The sequence below is a fragment of the Thermomonospora umbrina genome, from assembly GCF_003386555.1.
GTDB classification, from domain to species: Bacteria; Actinomycetota; Actinomycetes; order Streptosporangiales; family Streptosporangiaceae; genus Thermomonospora; species Thermomonospora umbrina.
This window is the reverse complement of the sequence record NZ_QTTT01000001.1, coordinates 6,503,880-6,520,113: the sequence shown is the minus strand read 5'-3', so window position 1 is coordinate 6,520,113 and position 16,234 is coordinate 6,503,880. Positions and strand designations below refer to the sequence as shown.

At 72.7% G+C, this 16,234-nt stretch carries 16 protein-coding genes and 1 pseudogene; 10 read left to right on the top strand and 7 right to left on the bottom strand.

What is annotated here, in order from left to right:
* Positions 1-387 precede the first annotated feature (387 nt).
* From DFJ69_RS29410 to DFJ69_RS29400, 3 genes are all read right to left on the bottom strand, one after another.
* Positions 388-765, bottom strand: a complete 378-nt coding sequence (locus DFJ69_RS29410) for a hypothetical protein (protein WP_116025598.1) — start codon at positions 763-765, stop codon at positions 388-390.
* A gap of 219 nt (positions 766-984) precedes the next feature.
* Positions 985-1,458: a YdeI/OmpD-associated family protein gene (locus DFJ69_RS29405; RefSeq protein WP_245974628.1), complete on the bottom strand. Its 474-nt coding sequence runs from the start codon at positions 1,456-1,458 to the stop codon at positions 985-987.
* Between the two features lie 544 nt (positions 1,459-2,002).
* Positions 2,003-2,416 (bottom strand): VOC family protein, encoded by a 414-nt coding sequence (locus DFJ69_RS29400; RefSeq protein ID WP_116025597.1) that lies wholly within the window; start codon positions 2,414-2,416, stop codon positions 2,003-2,005.
* 140 nt (positions 2,417-2,556) lie between these two features.
* On the opposite strand from DFJ69_RS29400, the gene DFJ69_RS29395 reads away from it, so the two are divergent.
* A complete protein-coding gene (locus tag DFJ69_RS29395) occupies positions 2,557-3,429 on the top strand; it encodes a sigma-70 family RNA polymerase sigma factor (RefSeq protein WP_116025596.1) in 873 nt (290 codons plus the stop codon).
* Complete coding sequence (locus tag DFJ69_RS29390; protein ID WP_116025595.1) at positions 3,426-4,010, top strand: VOC family protein; 585 nt, start codon at positions 3,426-3,428, stop codon at positions 4,008-4,010. Before DFJ69_RS29395 ends, DFJ69_RS29390 begins: the two co-directional genes overlap by 4 nt.
* 206 nt (positions 4,011-4,216) lie before the next feature.
* On the opposite strand, the gene DFJ69_RS29385 is transcribed toward DFJ69_RS29390, so the two are convergent.
* Entirely contained in the window at positions 4,217-4,483 is a 267-nt protein-coding gene (locus DFJ69_RS29385) for a hypothetical protein (protein ID WP_116025594.1), read from the bottom strand.
* Between the two features lie 12 nt (positions 4,484-4,495).
* Between DFJ69_RS29385 and DFJ69_RS35060 the strand changes: the two genes are divergently transcribed.
* From DFJ69_RS35060 to DFJ69_RS29375, 3 genes and pseudogenes are all read left to right on the top strand, one after another.
* A complete protein-coding gene (locus DFJ69_RS35060) occupies positions 4,496-4,687 on the top strand; it encodes a C2 domain-containing protein (RefSeq protein WP_116025593.1) in 192 nt (63 codons plus the stop codon).
* Positions 4,688-4,987: 300 nt separating this feature from the next.
* Positions 4,988-5,077, top strand: a pseudogene (locus DFJ69_RS36545) (IS5/IS1182 family transposase); the annotation flags it as partial.
* Between the two features lie 231 nt (positions 5,078-5,308).
* Positions 5,309-6,229, top strand: a complete 921-nt coding sequence (locus DFJ69_RS29375; RefSeq protein ID WP_170177833.1) for a glycoside hydrolase family 43 protein — start codon at positions 5,309-5,311, stop codon at positions 6,227-6,229.
* A 202-nt stretch (positions 6,230-6,431) separates the two neighbouring features.
* Here the strand turns inward: DFJ69_RS29375 and DFJ69_RS34590 are convergent, their stop codons facing one another.
* Positions 6,432-6,587, bottom strand: a complete 156-nt coding sequence (locus DFJ69_RS34590) for a hypothetical protein (RefSeq protein WP_170177832.1) — start codon at positions 6,585-6,587, stop codon at positions 6,432-6,434.
* 21 nt (positions 6,588-6,608) lie between these two features.
* Between DFJ69_RS34590 and DFJ69_RS29370 the strand changes: the two genes are divergently transcribed.
* Together DFJ69_RS29370 and DFJ69_RS29365 are read left to right on the top strand one after the other, a co-directional pair.
* Entirely contained in the window at positions 6,609-7,430 is an 822-nt protein-coding gene (locus tag DFJ69_RS29370) for a hypothetical protein (RefSeq protein WP_170177831.1), read from the top strand.
* Between the two features lie 625 nt (positions 7,431-8,055).
* A complete protein-coding gene (locus tag DFJ69_RS29365; protein ID WP_147312461.1) occupies positions 8,056-8,514 on the top strand; it encodes a hypothetical protein in 459 nt (152 codons plus the stop codon).
* 778 nt (positions 8,515-9,292) lie between these two features.
* Here DFJ69_RS29365 and DFJ69_RS29360 read toward each other — a convergent pair.
* Entirely contained in the window at positions 9,293-10,009 is a 717-nt protein-coding gene (locus DFJ69_RS29360) for a hypothetical protein (RefSeq protein WP_116025589.1), read from the bottom strand.
* 1,618 nt (positions 10,010-11,627) lie between these two features.
* Between DFJ69_RS29360 and DFJ69_RS36260 the strand changes: the two genes are divergently transcribed.
* Positions 11,628-13,757: a sensor histidine kinase gene (locus DFJ69_RS36260; protein WP_281275919.1), complete on the top strand. Its 2,130-nt coding sequence runs from the start codon at positions 11,628-11,630 to the stop codon at positions 13,755-13,757.
* On the top strand, positions 13,754-14,413 hold the full coding sequence (locus DFJ69_RS29350; protein WP_116025588.1) for a response regulator transcription factor: 660 nt from the start codon (positions 13,754-13,756) through the stop codon (positions 14,411-14,413). The genes DFJ69_RS36260 and DFJ69_RS29350 overlap by 4 nt, the downstream gene beginning before the upstream one ends.
* On the opposite strand, the gene DFJ69_RS29345 is transcribed toward DFJ69_RS29350, so the two are convergent.
* The gene (locus DFJ69_RS29345) at positions 14,351-15,385 is read right to left on the bottom strand and encodes a helix-turn-helix transcriptional regulator (RefSeq protein ID WP_116025587.1); all 1,035 of its coding nucleotides are present in this window, start codon (positions 15,383-15,385) and stop codon (positions 14,351-14,353) included. The genes DFJ69_RS29350 and DFJ69_RS29345 overlap by 63 nt on opposite strands.
* A 92-nt stretch (positions 15,386-15,477) precedes the next feature.
* Between DFJ69_RS29345 and DFJ69_RS29340 the strand changes: the two genes are divergently transcribed.
* Positions 15,478-16,230, top strand: coding sequence for an alpha/beta fold hydrolase (locus DFJ69_RS29340; RefSeq protein ID WP_116025586.1), 753 nt, complete (start codon positions 15,478-15,480; stop codon positions 16,228-16,230).
* The last annotated feature ends 4 nt before the right edge of the window (positions 16,231-16,234 follow it).

Genomic DNA, 16,234 nt, shown 5'->3' with positions numbered 1-16,234 from the left:
CCCGCCGACACGCGGAGGACCCAAGACCACCAGTCCGTCACCAGGCTCCGAAGTCCGCTCAACCAGCCGACAAGATCAGTTCGGTTGAGCCTGCATCCGCCGCCCGATGCTCCAGGCCGACCCAGTCGGCCGCCCATCTCGACGGGCTGGAGAAGGACCTCCTGCTTCGCCGCCAACGCGCTGTCGACGAAGGCCGGCTCGGCGAGATCGAAGGCATCGACCACACACTTTGACCTGCCTGAGGTCCGAACACCTCGACGTCGCCCAGGCCAAGCAGCCTGGCTCAGGGGCCGGCGTCGCCGTCGTCTCGACCATCGGATTCGAGGAGGCGGGGCAGCAGGCTGAGGATGGCGCCGCGGCACCTCCGGCGGCCAGGACGGCGGTGGGTCAGGTGCCGCGGGCGGCGAGGGTGATGGCGGCGATGAGGGTGGCCATGGTCAGGACGGCCGGGCCGCGCAGGGAGATCACGGTTTCGGCCTGGTGCCGGTGGTGTGGGTGGTGCGGTGGGGCGGTCATGTGCGGGTCGGCCCAGAAGGCGATGAGCTCTTCGGGAGTGAGCTGGCCGACGGGGGCTCGGCGCAGGGCCCGGCCGGTGGTGAGGGTGTGGCCGGTGGTGAGGGTGTGGCCTGTGGTGACGGTGTGGCCCGTGGTGACGGTGTGGCCCGTGGTGAGGACGTGGACGTGGACGGTGACGATGACGTGGACGGTGATGAGGGTGTAGGTGATGAGGTCGTCGGAGCGACAGGGGTCGGGCGGATGGGGCACCGGGCTTCCCGCGGGCGGGGGCGGGGCGGCCGGCGACGCGGTAGGGCAGGACGAGGCACGCGGCGAGTATCGTGTCGCCCGGCCAGACCTTGGTCGCGGCGCCCAACGAAAACCGAAGGGCCACGAACCAGTCTTCAGGTGTTTCGATGGATGCGTCTCTTCCGAAGGCGGGTCTTCGCGCGGCGATCGCGTTGCCGACGGAGTCGTTCGTTTCGGGTTTCAGCCTCGCAGGGTGGCGATGGCCTTCTCGATACGCCGCCGGCGTGTCTCGGGCTTCTTCGCGCTCTCGATAGCGCGTACATGCTCGCGCTTGTGGCTGTACGAGAGATCGTCGTAGGCGGCGCGGGCGACCGGGTCGGCGTCGAGGGCTCGGGCGAGGTCCGCGGGCTCGACGACTACGCGCGGCTCGGTGTCGAGTTCCAGCTCGACCTCGACCTCGTCGCCGATCGCGACACCCGCGGCCGCCCGGTTGGCATTGCTGAGGCCGAGGAGATGACGGCCGCGCATGATCGCGACGCGGCTCTTCCAGGAATGTCCGTTGACGGTGATCGTCACCGGCGGCCGCGCGCCGGCGCCGAGCGCCTCCACCACCTCGGGCGGAACCTCCAGCCCCCGCATGGGCTCGGGTGGCTCGACGAGGGTGCCAAACTTCACGACGTGCTCCTTGCCGATCGGTGTGGGGTCGGGAGGCATGGGTGGTGACCTTCCACAGGTGGCCCTCCGGGTCGACTGAAGTAGCCGAAGTACCCGCCCCACGGGACGGCGGCCGCCGCGTTGCGCCTCGGCTCGTTCACGGCTTTCCTGGGGTCGGGGTTGAAGTGGAATGAGGTGCCACGGGATCCGGATCCCTGCGCGGAGACGCCGGCGTTCTGTGCCGCTGCCTCCCGTTCGTGGAGAGCCGGCCGCGAGGATCCCTCACCCAGGTCGAACGCGACCAAATGGCGGGGGCCAGGTCCTTGACGCCGAGCATAATGGCCCTGACCTGCAGTGACGCGGTTCTCTCCTGGGTGATTCCGGCACCGCCTTCCGGGCGGGCCGGGCCGGCCCCGGCTGCCACATCGGCGTGCGTTCGCCGGTCGCCCGGCTGGAGGAGAGCAGGAGGCGCGTCCGCCAACGTGTGGTGGTTCGGCGTCGACACGATCCCGCGTCGACGCCGAACCCTCTCGTTCGCGCCGGTCACGCCGGTTGTGCCCGGCAGTGGCCGCTTCCCGCTCTCGGCCGACGTTCTCCCGGGCGGCTACTCCGCGTAGGGCTGGTCGGTTCCCCGGGCGCTGTAGCCGAGGCTCCAGACATAGCCGTCCGGGTCTGCGAAGGTGCCGCCGTACCCGCCCCAGGGCAGGGCGCCGGCGGGCTTGAGGATCGTGGCGCCGGCCTTCTGGGCCTCGGCGATGATCTCGTCGACCCGCGCCTCGCTGCGGACGACGTAGGTGAGGACCAGCCCGCTGAAGCCGCTGCCCTCCGGGCTGGTGCCCACCTGATCGGCCAGGCCCTCGCGGCCGTAGAAGCCGACCGGCGAGGCCCCGTCCGATTCGAAGAACACCGAGATGCCGTAGTCGTCCTTGACCTTCCAGCCGAGCCCTTCGGTGTAGAACCGCTTGGACGCCTCCATGTCCTGGACGCCGAGGAGGATCGAGCTGACGTGCGCTTTCATGGGTTGTCTCCTTGATGCTCGAGGTCGTGCGTGCCGCCTGGATCGGCAGGCCGGACGGCCGTGGCCGGGCCCCGGCCGTCACATCGGCGTGGGTTCGCCGGTCAATCAGTAATGACCGGCCGGGCGGAGAAAGGTGACAGATGGTTGAGCGGGATTGGGTGGGCGAGCGGTTCGCCGAGCATCAGGACCGCCTGTACGCGGTGGCCTACCGGATGCTCGGCTCGCCCGGCGAGGCCGAGGACGCGGTGCAGGAGGCGTGGCTGCGGGTCAGCCGCGCCGACACCGACCAGGTGGAGAACCCGGGAGGGTGGCTGACCACGATCGTCGCCCGGGTCTGCCTGAACATGCTCGAGACACGCCGGAGCCGGCGTGAGGAGTCGGCCGGGGCGCTGCCGGACGAGCCGCAGGCACAGCACGCGAGCATCCGCCCGACCGGGCAGGCGGGCCCCGAGGACGAGGCGCTGCTGGCCGATTCGGTCGGCGCCGCGCTGATGGTGGTGCTGGACGCACTGGCCCCGGCGGAGCGTCTCGCGTTCGTCCTGCACGACGTCTTCGCCGTGTCGTTCGCCGAGATCGGCCCCATCATCGACCGCTCCCCGACGGCGGCCCGGCAGCTCGCCAGCCGGGCCCGGCGCCGGGTGCAGGGAGCGGCGGGCGCGTCCGACGCCGCCCGATCGGCGAAGCGGGAGATCGTCGAGGCCTTCCTGGCCGCCTCCCGGGGCGGGGATTTCGCCGCCCTGCTCGAGCTGCTCGATCCGGACGCCGTCGTCGGCGACCTCCGCGGCGGCCAGGAGGTGGCGTCCTTCTTCGCCGGACGGGCCCAGGCCGCCCGGCTCGCGCTGGTGGACGGCGTTCCGGCGGCCGTCTGGTCGCACCTGGGCCGACCCAAGGCGGTCATCACCTTCACCGTCGACGACGACAAGATCACCCGCATCGATGTCGACACCGATCCGGAGCAGATCCGGGACCTCGACATCATCATCCTTCCCGCCGACGACGAGGAACGGCGATGACCCCCGCGGATCTCAGGCTCTCGTCGTGCGTTCTGGCCGTCCACGACCTGGGCGAGGCGCTCGGCTTCTACCGTGACGTGCTCGGCTTCGAGGTGCGCGCGGACGAGGATCTCGGGGGGATGCGGCGGGTGAGCGTCGGCCCGCCCTCGCAGCCGGACGTGCAGATCGTCCTCCAAACTCCCGGCGCGGACCCGGTTGTCCCGTCGGCCGATCGGCATGCGATCGCAGACCTGATGGCCAAGAGCCTGCTGGGCTGTCTCGTCTTCGTGACCGACGACTGCGACGCCGTCTTCGAGCACATGGAGGCCGCAGGCGCGGAGGTGATGCAGGAACCGATCAACCGGCCCGACGACGTCCGTGACTGCGCCTTCCTCGATCCCTCCGGCAACATGCTGAGATTCACCCAGCCGCGGCGGGCACACGCCGCCCCCGGCCCCCGTGAACGCGGCTGCGGAGAAGACGATTACCACCGCGCAGAACACCGACCCGCACGCCCGACTCGGCCTACCGCCCCGCCTGAACCGCCTGCCACCAGCGTCCGCACCACACCCGGACCACCACGAAGGGAGCGGACCAAGTGAGCGTGAAGGGGCAACAGACCGGCGCGAGATGTCGTGGACCAAGAAACCAAGGGCGGGCCGAGCCCGCAATGTCGACCAAGACGTCGAGTTCCCGTTGGGCCATGCCGGGTCTGGCTGTGGTCTTGCGGGTCACGTGTCGTGTCGCTTCGGGTGCGTTGAACGGTGACGGCCCCAGCCGGTGAGGTGGTTCAGGGCTGCCGCGGCGATCAGGTGGCCTCGCCGCGGGCGATGTAGGCGTTCATGTCGGTGAAATCGAGGGTGATGTTGTTGGGCTTGTGATAGGCGTGGTCGAAACCGGCCAGCTTGTAGAACCCTTCGCCGCCGAGCGTGTCCTTTCCGCCCGCGTAGCAGTAGACGCCCTTGGCTGTGACGCCGCCGAGGCGGACCTCCTTGGGATAACAGGGGTAGGCGACGACGGGCCGGCCCCCGGCAAAGGTCGAGAATGGGCGGTCGTAGTCGATGCGGACCCCCAACCGCTTGGCCGTTTGCTCGGAGATGCCCGCGACCTGTTCGCCGGTTCCGCCGATGTTCCATCCGGCACCGGGGTGCTGCTGTTCGAGGACCCGGCGACCACCTCCGAGATCTCCGCGCTGGAGCGGCCGCGTTCGCCGAGGTCGCCGCGCACCCTGGCGACGCCCGCACGGTGTCGGAGCCGTTCCGGCTGCGCTGTGGCCTGATCGACGTCCACGCCCTCCGCGACTGGCGCCGAGCCCGCGGCGTCGTCCTGCGGGTCCCGTCCGCCCCTCGTCGAACTTCCACGACCCGGCCGCCGACGACGCGATGAACGGCGCTGATCATCAATGTGATCACCGCCGTGGGGCGGTTCCAGCGACCTGAAGAACGAGCATCGGTGACGTCCCGGCAAGCCGCACGACGACAAGGGCTGCGACCATCCCGGTCTGCGGCGCCGACCGCGGCGGCGTCGAGCCCTCCAACCGGCTGGGTCGGCACCACTGCATGTGGAACCGGGGTTGAGCCGCCGCCGCTACGAGCGCAGACCCGAGCACTTCTTGGCCTTCGTCGGTATCGCCGCTGCATTGATCCGCCACCGTCGCCTCACCCATTGATCAGGTGCTGACCGGCGGCTGCTTTCACCCCGCCAGATCCGCCGGTCTCTCGGAGACATCCGGCCCACGGGCTGTTAGCTTTGGCGCCGTTCCGTGGCGAACGTTCCGAAAGGTGGCCTTGTGGTTGGTCGTACGGTTGCGACGCTCGCCGCCGCAGGTGTGTTGGTCGCGATGGTGCCGCCGGCCGTGGCCGCTGATTCCGGGTCCGGTGGTGTCCTCGAGGCTCGGGCCGTGCCGCGGCCGGTGTACCGGGCGGACTTCCCCGACCCCGGTGTCGTACGGGACGGGGGGCGTTTCGTCGCTTACGCCACCGGTGACCAGGTCAACGCGGCCCGCGGGGAGACCGCCTCGGGGCCCTGGCGGTCGCTGGGCAAGGCGCTGCCGTCGCTGGGGCCATGGGCGATGGCGGGCCGCGGGGTGTGGGCTCCCGACGTGGTGAAGACATCGGCGGGTTGGGTCATGTACTACTCGGCCGTACCGATCGGCGCCAAGAAGGTCGGCGACAGCTACCAGCGGTGCATCGGGGTGGCCGTCTCCAAGTCGGGCCCGGGTGGGCCGTTCGCGGCCACGAGCCGGCCATTGATCTGCCCCACCGATCCCGGCGCGGCGGACCGGGTCCCGGGGCGGCCGGTGGCGAGCGCCGGGGTGATCGATCCATCGCCCTTCCGCGCGAGCGACGGCCGGCGGTACGTCGTCTACAAGACCCAGCAGATGCCCTCATCGATCCGGATGCTCGCGGTGAGCGGCGACGGCCGGTCCGGGGCCGGGCGGCCCAGCCGGGAGCTCGTCCGCCATTCGGGGATCATCGAGGCGCCGGTGATGGTCGAGCGGCGCGGGCGGTTCTTCCTGTTCGTCTCGCGGTTCTCCTACGCCAACTGCTCGTACGCGACCAGGTGGCTGTGGTCCTCGGACAGGTGGAGGTGGACGGGGCCGCACAACGACCTGCTGACGACGGCCAAGACCGGGCTCTGCGGACCGGGCGGCGCGGACGTCGCGCCATCGCTCGACGGCGGAACCCGGATCTTCTTCCACGCATGGAACACCCGCTCCCCCTCCCCGACCAGAAGGCGGCAGCTCTACGCCGGCATTCTCACCTGGGGACGTGACGGGCTGACACCGACGGTGTCCGGTTTCTTGAGGCCCGCCGGCTAGCGGCTCGGGTGGACGCCGCCGTGCGCCGGCGGGTCCCGCTCGATCCATGAGTCGCCCCGGCCTGACGCGGCCGTTCGCCGACATGACCGCAGCCGCGGCCGACCCGGCGCACGCGTTCGTGTAGCGGCGCATCCCGCGTCACCCTCGCGCTCATCGAACGAATCACCGGCTCTGGGCGCGAGTGGCAGGCGCGCGGATACTGCTAGCCGCCGCCGAGGGCCTCCAGATCCGACGGCGCGACCGGTACACCGACATCGTCGCCGACCTCCCGCGACTCGCCGCCCGCGACCTGCCACCGGCCGACATCCGACCAGCCGCGGCCGAGGCGGGCCTGCCCGCGTCGATCTGATCGCCGCATCCTCCTGGCCTCATCATCCTCATGGGTTCCGGGTTCACCCGTCTCGGCGGTCGACGTCACGGTGAGGGGGGACGCAGCGGGAGCGCGTCCGCTTCTTGTCCGGGGGAGCCGCTAACTTTTGGTCGCATGGGCGTGATCAGTGAGTCGTCGCAAGAGTTGCGCAGGCGGGTTGGGCGGGGGGACGGCAACGCGCTTTGGGCGTTGTTGGAGCGTGCGGCGGGAGGGGAGGACATCGGGCTCGTCGCCGATGCGTTGGAACGGCCAGAGGGTCGTGATGTGCTGTTCCACCTGGTGGGCTTGATGGGCGGCGACCACGCGAACGCCTTGTTGGGCCTGCTCTCCCGGCTCGGAGACCGGGTCGAGCCGGATCAGAGAGTGGGCTCCCCGGCCGATGTGTGGACGGTCTACGGGTGGGAGGCCGAGCCGGACGACTCCGAAGAGGCGAACGAGATTCCGGGCTTCGTCGTCGTGTCGCCTGAGATCGATCCGGCGGCGCGGTCGGTACTGAGGGCCTGCGAGCGGTTCTACAACGTCGTCCTCGATGGCCGGGAACTGCCCGAGGAGATGGTCGACACCGCGGTCGATGAGAACGGCCTGGACCTCTATAGCCCGAACTGCGTCTTCGGCCCGTACGTGACGAGTTCCGGACTGCTCGTTCACGCCGACACCAAGGGTGAGATCCAGGCGGGGATGGTCAAGACGATGCTCAGGATCCTCAAGGAGGAACTCGTGGCGGACGGCCTGCCAGCCTACGTCCATGTCCCGTCCCCCGATCGGCTCGGCGAGATGATCGAGGCCACGGTGGCGGCCGGAGCCGAGGAGTGGACTCCGGCCGGAAGGTAACAGGCCGGCGAGGTGACGTCGTGGGGGCGGGTGCGGGCGCTGAACCTCCGCCCGCGGCCTCCTCAGCGGGCCGAGCAGACGGAGGAGTTCGCGCGGACGGGACGGATCACGCCGCGTCCGCCGGCAGCCACGTGGTGCGCGTCGGCTCCCGGGGCCCGCACCAACGGGTTCGGCCGGTCGGTCGCGCATGTCGGGCCGCGATGGCGGTGAAGAGCGGGATCAGCGCGCCCGCCAGCGGCGTCCACCGGGTTCGGAGGGCGGAGAGGGCGTCGGCGCGGCGGTCGTCGCCTCGGTCCTGTCGGTGAACCTCACCGGCGCACCCGGCGAGGTCCTGGCCCTCGCCGACCCCAGTGGCCGCAGAACCACGGTGTGCGGTTCTCGTCGGGTGGGAACGGCGGCGAGCGCACGGCCGGAGTGTTGGAACGGGTCAGCGCCCTGCATCCCCGGTTTTCCCGTTCACTCCGGGTTTTTCGCTCACGCAGGCCGTCGAGGACCGCGGCACCGTGGAGGGGGCCGCCTCGCGTTCTCATGACCGGCTGACCGTGCCTTCGCGGAACGAGGCGTGCCCTGGAGCGTTCGGGGTGTCGGGTCGCACCGGTCGTGCGCGGGCGGCGTCCAAGGTCGTATGAGGAATCGACCGGAGTCACGCGGGCGGGCCAGGCGGTGGCGGCGCATCGGGGCGGTCATGGTGGTGGTCTGCGCCGTGGGGGCCGCCGGCCTGTACTGGTTGGGAGCGCTGTTGAGTGCGGACTGCGTGGTCCGACCCGATTCCGAGGCGGTGTCTCCGACCGGAGAGTGGCGGGCCGTGGTGTACGCCCGCGATTGTGGTGCGACCACGTCCGCCGCCACTCACGTGTCGATCGTTCCGCATCGCGACGGCGCCCCGCGGGAGCCGGGCAACGTGCTCGTCGCCGATCACGACCACCGTCCGGTGCCCGCCGACGCCGTGGGCGGTCCCCGGGTCACGGTGACCTGGATCGGCGCCGACCGGCTGCGCGTGGTGCGCCCTCCGCACGCGCGGGTCTTCCGCGCCGAGGCGAAGGTCGGTGAGGTGACGGTGAGCCATGTACGCGTCTCGGGGTGACGCTTCGGTCATGCGCCGTCGAGCGTGTTACGGCCTTGCTCATTAGGGCGGGCTGGGTGTCTCTTGTCGGGCCGCGGTGAGATCGTTCGCCTCCGTGGCGGCCTTGAGGTCCGGCTCCGCTCCTCCCCCGGTACGGCATCTACGTGAGCGTCGATGGCCGTCCCGGGCTGCGGGCGTTCGGCGGTGAGGTCGGCCACCGTGGGCCGGACCTTTGATCATTCCCGTGGGGAACGTGTCCAGGCGGGTGGGACCGCCAGGAACGGAGAGGGCGTCCCCCGCGTACGTCCGGGAACGGCCATGGTCCCGGTCGAACCCGCGCAGCGGAGCCGGAACGGCCGTCCCGGGCGTTCCTTGATTGCGGCGCGGTGTACTCGAACGTCGCGGCGAGGTCGTCGATGGCCGCCGGGCGTGGCCGCCCGGTGTCGGCTCCGTCGTCCGTTGCCGGGACGCCGAAGCGGGAGCGGGAACGCGCCGAGCGGGCAGGCCGGGCGAGCAGGAGGTGCCCGCCGACGATCGAGGTCGGACCGAGCCGATCGCCGCCCGGGTCACTTCGGGGAGGCCTCGACCGGCCGAACGACGGGGACTCTGACCAGAACAGCGCCGGTGACGTCGGGTGGCCCTCCGGCGGGCTGTTGGAGGCGTGCGACCCTCGTTCGCGTAGCGCGCCAGAGCCGGGATGCGCTCCATGGGCCGGGCGTGGTCGCGGGCGGCGGTGGCGAGGCGTACCGGCATCGTCGAGCGGCCGGAGGGCGCGTTGGCCGTCGGGTTCCGGATCCTCTCATCGGCGGCCGAGGAACATCGTGTAGATCGTGGCGCTCACCGCGAGGGGGCCGGTCAGCAGGTAGGCGATCCCGCCGTAGAGGTTCAGCCGGCTCGAGACCGCCAGCAGCGGCACCAGGGCGAAGGGCGCGACGGCCAGGGCCGTGATCTTGTGCCCGGTGAGCAGGAGCATCACCGGCGCCGAGGCCAGGGCCAGGCCGGACACCACGACCACCACGCGGCCCAGGGACTCTTGGCGCAGGTTCTCCTCGGTGGGCTCGAAGATGAGGGCGATGTCGAGCCCGCCGATGAGCAGGTAGGTGCCGGCGAGGACCACGACGGCGAACGCCGCCACCGTGACGGGGGCGATGAGCGTTGCCGGGGCGAGGAGCGCGCGGGCCGCCACCACGATCCCGACCGGGATCGTGATGACGCAGGGGAAGAGGATCGCGTCGCGGGTGTAGGAGCCGGGCAGCACCAGCAGCGCGGGGATCAACGCCGTGGCGAGCACCGCGAGGGCGGGGCCGGGCTCGCCGGCCAGCCGGAGCAGCAGCGCGCCGCCGGCCACGACCAGGGCGCCCAGGTAGACCATGCCGCCTCGGCGGTGCAGTTCCAGCCCGATGGGCGGCAACGGGCGGTCGACCCAGCCTGCCGAGCCGGCGAGCAGCATTCCGCCGCCCACGAGCACCGCGACGCATGCCAGGGCGATCATCGAGGTCGTCGCCGCCGTCCGCACGATCAGCCTCCCTGAACGGGCGCCCCGTCCTCGTCGGTGATGGTGTTCATCCGGATTCCGGGTGCGTCGAGATCCGCGGGCCTGGGCCGGTCAGGCCGAGGGTCGCCTCAGCGACCGACGGGGACGTCGGCCCGCCGAAACCCGGCCGCGATGGCCGACGCCCCCGAGTCGGGAGCCTCGGCGGCGTTCGCGCACGCATTTCACGTTCGATCCTTGATGCACCACCAGGGACGGGGTCGCCACCGAAGCCGACACATCCGACCTGCGGACGTCGTACCGGGGCGCCTTTCCGGCTTCGCCGGCGGAGGCCGACGGGCCTGCTCACGCCTCCTCCGAGCGAGCGGCGGCCACCCGCAGGCGAGCACCCGAGAACGGATGAATCGTCATCACGACAACACGCCATGATAAACATGTCAACCGGCCGGTCCCGGTGGCATCCGCATAAAGGCGCGACGGAAAGTCACGGAGGCCTCGCGACGGGTTCCGCGATCGTCGTCGAACGACCATTGTTCGGCGGCCCTGTCGGCCGTTTGTCAATTCGATGACAACTCGGTTCGGCGCGTGGCCGGATCAGGACAGCCTTCGAGGGCCGAGCACCGTGCCGCGCGGAAACGGCCGCAGCGGCCAAGAGCGCTCCGCCGCGAATGGCGAGCGTCCTCCCCCTGCTGAACGCGCCCGGGCGCCATCCCCGGTCGAGGCCCGGGGCGCCCGGCCGGCACCGTCCCGACCGTGCGTCGTCGCCCGGCCTGCGGGGTGCGTCCACGCGACGTACGGCTGCGGGACGAGTCCGAGTGCGGCTTGGGGGTGAGGAGGCGGCCGTCGCTCGGCGCGCTGCTCGACGATGCCGGGGACACCGCAACGGGACGCCGGCGCGTGCCCGGCGGGCGCGGAGCCGGAGATCCGCCTGGAGGACGTCACCGTGCGGCGACGGGGTTCGGCGTCGGTCGCGGTCCCGAGGGGCGCGGCGGTGGTCCAGGGGCCGCAGGCCAGGACTGTGCCGGTCCCGGGAGGTCTGGAAGCGGCAGGTGGCGACGATCGCCCGACCGAGGACGAGCTGCCGACGGCGGGAAGCTCCGCTCAGACGACCGCTCCCAAATGGAACGGCGCGAGCGCGGACGAGGCGGCAAGGCGCGGCCATCGCCCGGCGGGAGGGCGCGTTCCTCGGCGTCGCCGGTGGCCCGGGCGGCCGCCGGGAGGTGCGCGAACGGCACCCGGTAGAGCGGGAAAGCCGAAGTCTCGGCGCTCCGGATCCCCTCGGGTGAGTGCCTCATGGCCGACGGCTCGGGCAGCCGCCCCACGGTACGGCGGCGGCCGTCAGGGTGAGGCCGGGGCCGCAGCGCCCGCCGCAGCGGCCGGCGTCCGTCGAGGAGGACGGCGGCGCGTCGCGGGCGGACCGACATCGGGACCTCCGCGGTCCCGGGGACGTTCACGATGGCGCGGCGGCCGCGCGGCCCAGGTGACGTTCACGATGGCGCGACGGCCTCCCGGGCGCCCCGGGACGGCCCGTCCCGGGCCGGGACCGGTCCCCCGCGTCCGGGCGCGGTGGTGCGGGTTGTCCCGGCGGGGCCGGGACGCCGCACCCGCGACCACGGGACATCACCGATGTCATGCTCTGCCCGTGATCCTCCCCTCCCCCGTCTCCGGCGCCAATCGGCGTCTGGTCTCGCTGGCGCTGCTGGTGGCCGCCCTGTGCGTGGCGGGGACGGCCGGTGGTCTGTGGGCGACGGCGTTGACCGGGTCGGGCAAGCCGCCGGAGCCGTTGAACTGGGCGCACTGGGGTTCGTCGTTCACGGGTCTGACGCTGGCGCTGCCGGGGGCGGCGCTGGCGACGCGGATGCCCCGGCATCCGTTGACGTGGCTGCTGTTGGCGGGCGGGTTCGTGGCGGTCGCGGACGGGGCGGGGGCGGCGTACGCGACGTTGTCGGTGCTGCGTCACGACGGCGACCTGCCGTTGACGGCGACGCTGTTGTTCGTGGGGGCCCGGTGGGGGCCGATGATCAACGTGGTCATTCCGGTGCTGTTGCTGTACTTCCCCGACGGGAGGCTGCCGTCGTGGCGGTGGCGGTGGCCGGCGGCGTGCGCGTTGGCGGTGCTGGCGTTGGGGGTGCTGTACATCCTGACGGTGCCGTGGCGGGTGTTCTCCCGGGGGGAGGCGCCGGCGCCGGGGTTGCGGGGGGTGCCGTTGGACCCGGTGACGCCGTCGCTGCCGGACGGTTTCTGGGGGCATTCGGAGCTGTTGTTCTCGGTGGGTTTCACCGGGGTGATGGTCACGGCGTTGGCGGCGTTCGCGGCGCGGTTCCGGCGTTCGGGCGGGGAGCGGCGGGCGCAGTTGCGGTGGATGCTGCTGGCGGGGGTCGCCGAACTGCTGTTGGCGGGGTTGAGCCTGGCGGTGTACCGGTGGGCGTCGCCGGACGTGGCCTGGTGGGTGGGCGACCTGACGCTGGTGGCCTCGCACGCGGTGCTGGCGGCGGCGATCCTGGTGGCGGTGGCGCGGTACCGGCTGTACGACGTGGACCTGCTGCTGGGGCGGACGCTGCTGTACGGGTCGTTGGCGGCGGCGGTGATCGGGATCGACGTCGCGGTGTTCACGAGCGTGGGCGCGTTCATCGAGGAGCCGTTGGCGGCGGTGACGGCGGCGGGGGTGGTGGCGGTGCTGTACGCGCCGCTGCGGCTGCGGTTGCAGCGGTGGGTGAACCGGGTGTTGACCGGGCGCGGCGAGCCGTACGACGTGGTGTCGGCGTTGGCGCGGCGGTTGGAGGAGTCGATCGGGCCCGACGAGCTGTTGATGGAGGTGGCCCGGGTGCTGTCGGGGGCGTTCGGCTCCCCGTACGTGCGGGTGGAGTTGGACCGTACCGACGGGCACACGCTGGTGGTGCAGCACGGGTCGGCGGCGCAGGCGGGCCGGGATCCGGTGGTGATCCCGTTCGCGTACCGGGAGGTGCCGATCGGGCGGTTGACGCTGGTGCCGCGGGCGGGGTCGCGGTTGTCGGACGCCGATCAGCGGCTGCTGGCGGACGTGGTGCGGCAGGCGGCGGCCGCGGCGCGGGCGACCGAGGCGACCGAGGAGCTGCAGCGGGCGCGGGAGCGGTTGGTGACGGGGATCGAGGAGGAGCGGCGGCGGCTGCGCCGGGATCTGCACGACGGGTTGGGTCCGGCGCTGGCGGCGGCCGCGTTGAAGATCGAGACGGCGCGGAACCTGGCGGTGCGGGATCCGGAGGCGGCCGACGGGACGCTGGTGGACGTGCGCGGGGATCTGCGGACGGTGCTGGGCGACGTGCGGCGGCTGGTGCACGATCTGCGGCCGCCGGCGTTGGACCAGTTCGGGTTGGAGGGCGCGGTGCGCAGGCAGGCCGAGCAGTTCACGGGAGGGGGTCTGCGGGTGAGCGTCGAGGTGCGGGGCGAGTTGGCGGAGCTGCCGGCGGCGCCGGAGGTGGCGGCCTATCGGATCGTGGCGGAGGCGTTGTCGAACACGGCCCGGCACGCGGGGGCGCGGCGGTGCGAGGTGCGGTTGGCGGCGGCGGCGGACGGGTTGGAGGTGGAGGTCGTCGACGACGGCGCGGGGGTGGCCGCGGGCGCGGGGATGGGGGTGGGTCTGGTGGGCATGCGGGAGCGGGCCGAGGAGCTCGGCGGGCGTTGCACGGTGTCGGCGCGCAACGGGGGCGGCACGCGGGTGCACGCGGTGATCCCGTACGCGGGTCGGGGCGCGCGGGCGGCGGTCGCGGCGGCGGTGCGGGGAGGGGCGCGATGACGGGGACGCGGGTGCTGGTCGCCGACGATCACCCGGTGTACCGGGACGGGCTGCGGATGATGCTGGCCTCGACCGGGGCGGTGGAGGTGGTGGGGACGGCGGCCGACGGCGCCGAGGCGGTGGAGCTGGCGGGTCGGCTGGAGCCGCAGGTGGTGGTGATGGATCTGCAGATGCCGCGGTTGGACGGCATCGAGGCGACGCGGCGGATCGTGGGCGCCCGGCCGGGGACCGGGGTGCTGGTGCTGACCATGCACGAGGACGACGAGAGCGTGTTCGCCGCGATGCTGGCGGGGGCGCGGGGCTTCCTGGTGAAGGGCGCGGACCAGCAGGAGATCCTGCGGGGCATCACGGCGGTGGCCGGCGGCGAGGTGATCTTCGGTCCGGCGCTGGCGGGGCGGGTGACGGCGTACTTCGCGCGGTTGGCGGCCGCGTCCCGGCCGGGGCCGGCGGGTCGGCCGTTCCCGCAGTTGACCGAGCGGGAGCGGCAGGTGCTGGGGCTGCTCGCGGCGGGTCTGACGAACGGTCAGATCGCCGATCGGCTGGGGTTGTCGCCCAAGACGGTGCGCAACAACGTCTCGACGGTGTTCGGCAAGCTACAGGTCGCCGACCGGGCCCAGGCCGTCCTGCGCGGCCGGGAGGCGGGTCTGGCGCCCTGACGTCGGGTCGGGGGCGGGCGGTGCGGGGCGGTCGGCGTGGGCGCGCAGGGCGTCGGCGAGGTCGCGGACGGCGTCGCGCAGCGCGTCGGGCCGGTGGACGGTGAACGGCACGGCGAGGCCGGCGAGGAGGGCGGCGGTGCCGTCGAGCCGTTCGGTGCGGGCGGTGAGGAGCACTCCCCCGTCGACGGGGGCGAGGGCGCCGATGGTCGGGGGGACGCGGCGGCGGGCGTGGTCGAGGGTGGTCTCCAGGAGCACCTCGACCTCGTGGGCGTAGGGGACGGCGGCCAGCGACCGGGTGACGCGGCCGACGGGGTCGGCGTCGTCGGGGACGGTGTAGGTGGCGGCGCCGGCGACGGCGGAGACGACGCGGTCGACGCGGAAGGTGCGGATCTGTCCGCTGAGGTGGTCGTGCCCGGTGACGTACCAGCGGCCGGAGTGGAAGACCAGCCCGTGGGGGTCCAGGTCGCGTTCGCTGTCCTCGCCCTTCCACGACCGGTAGCGCAGTCGGACGCGGCGGGTGTCGCGGGCGGCGGCGGCCAGGGTGAGGACGGCGTCGGTGGCGGGGGCGGCGGCCGGCCGGGGGGCGAGGGTGAAGTCGAGGGTGTCCCGCAGGGCCTGGACGCGGTCGCGGAGCGCGGCGGGCAGGACCCGCTGGACCTTGGCGAGGGCGCTCTCGGTGGCGTCGGCGGGCAGGCCGACGCGGCGGCCGGCGAGCAGGCCGAGGACGACGGCGGCGGCCTCGTCGTCGGTGAGCATCAGCGGCGGCAGTTTGTAGCCGGGCATGAGCCGGTAGCCGCCGTGGCGGCCGCGGTCGGCGACGACGGGCACGCCGAGTTCGTCGAGGCGGGCGGCGTAGCGGCGGACGGTGCGCCGGTCGACGCCGAGGCGGCGGGCGAGTTCGGCGCCGCCCATGCCGGGGTGGGCCTGCAGCAGTTCGAGCATGGCGAGGACGCGGGTCGTCGGGTGTGACACGGGTCACCGTCCCAATGCGGGCGGGTTCTGTCCTGTATCGAGCTTAGTGTGAGGTCATCGGCTCGGGTGAGACGACGGTGAAGGAGAGTGGGATGGCGACGTTCGTACTGGTCCCCGGTTTCTGGCTGGGCGCGTGGGCGTGGGACGACGTGGCGGCGCGGCTGCGCGCCGGCGGGCACGACGTCCACGCGGTGACGCTGCCGGGGTTGGCCGAGCGGGCCGGGGAGGCGGCGGCGGCCGACATCGGGTTGGACGCCCACGTCGCCGACCTCGTCGGCGTGATCGAGGGCCGCGATCTGCGGGACGTGGTGCTGGTGGGGCACAGCGGCGCGAACATGACGGTGACGGGCGTCGCGGACCGGATCCCCGGGCGGCTGGCGCGGGTGGTGTACGTGGACGCGGCGCCGCTGCCGTCGGGGATGGCGATGCTGGACTTCTTCGAGCCGCAGGAGCGGGCGGCGACCGAGGAGAGGGTCGTTCGGGAGGGCGGGGGGCGGATGATCCCGCCGCCGCCGTTCGACCCGGCCGAGGACCCGCAGAACCTGGCGGGCCTGTCGCCCGAGCGGCTGGCCGAGCTGCGGGAGCGGGCCACGCCGCAGCCGTACGGGACGGGCGCGCAGCCGCTGCCGCGGCCGGAGCGGGTGCCGGACACCCCGAAGACCCTGGTGGCGACCACGTTCCCGGTCGCGATGGTGGAGACGCTCGCGGCCGGGGGCAATCCGGTGTTCGCGATGTCGACGGGACCGGAGTGGACGTACCGGGAGCTGCCGACGGGGCATTGGCCGATGCTGTCCAGGCCGGCGGACCTGGCGGACGTCCTGGCCGACCTGGCCGACCTGGCCTGATCGT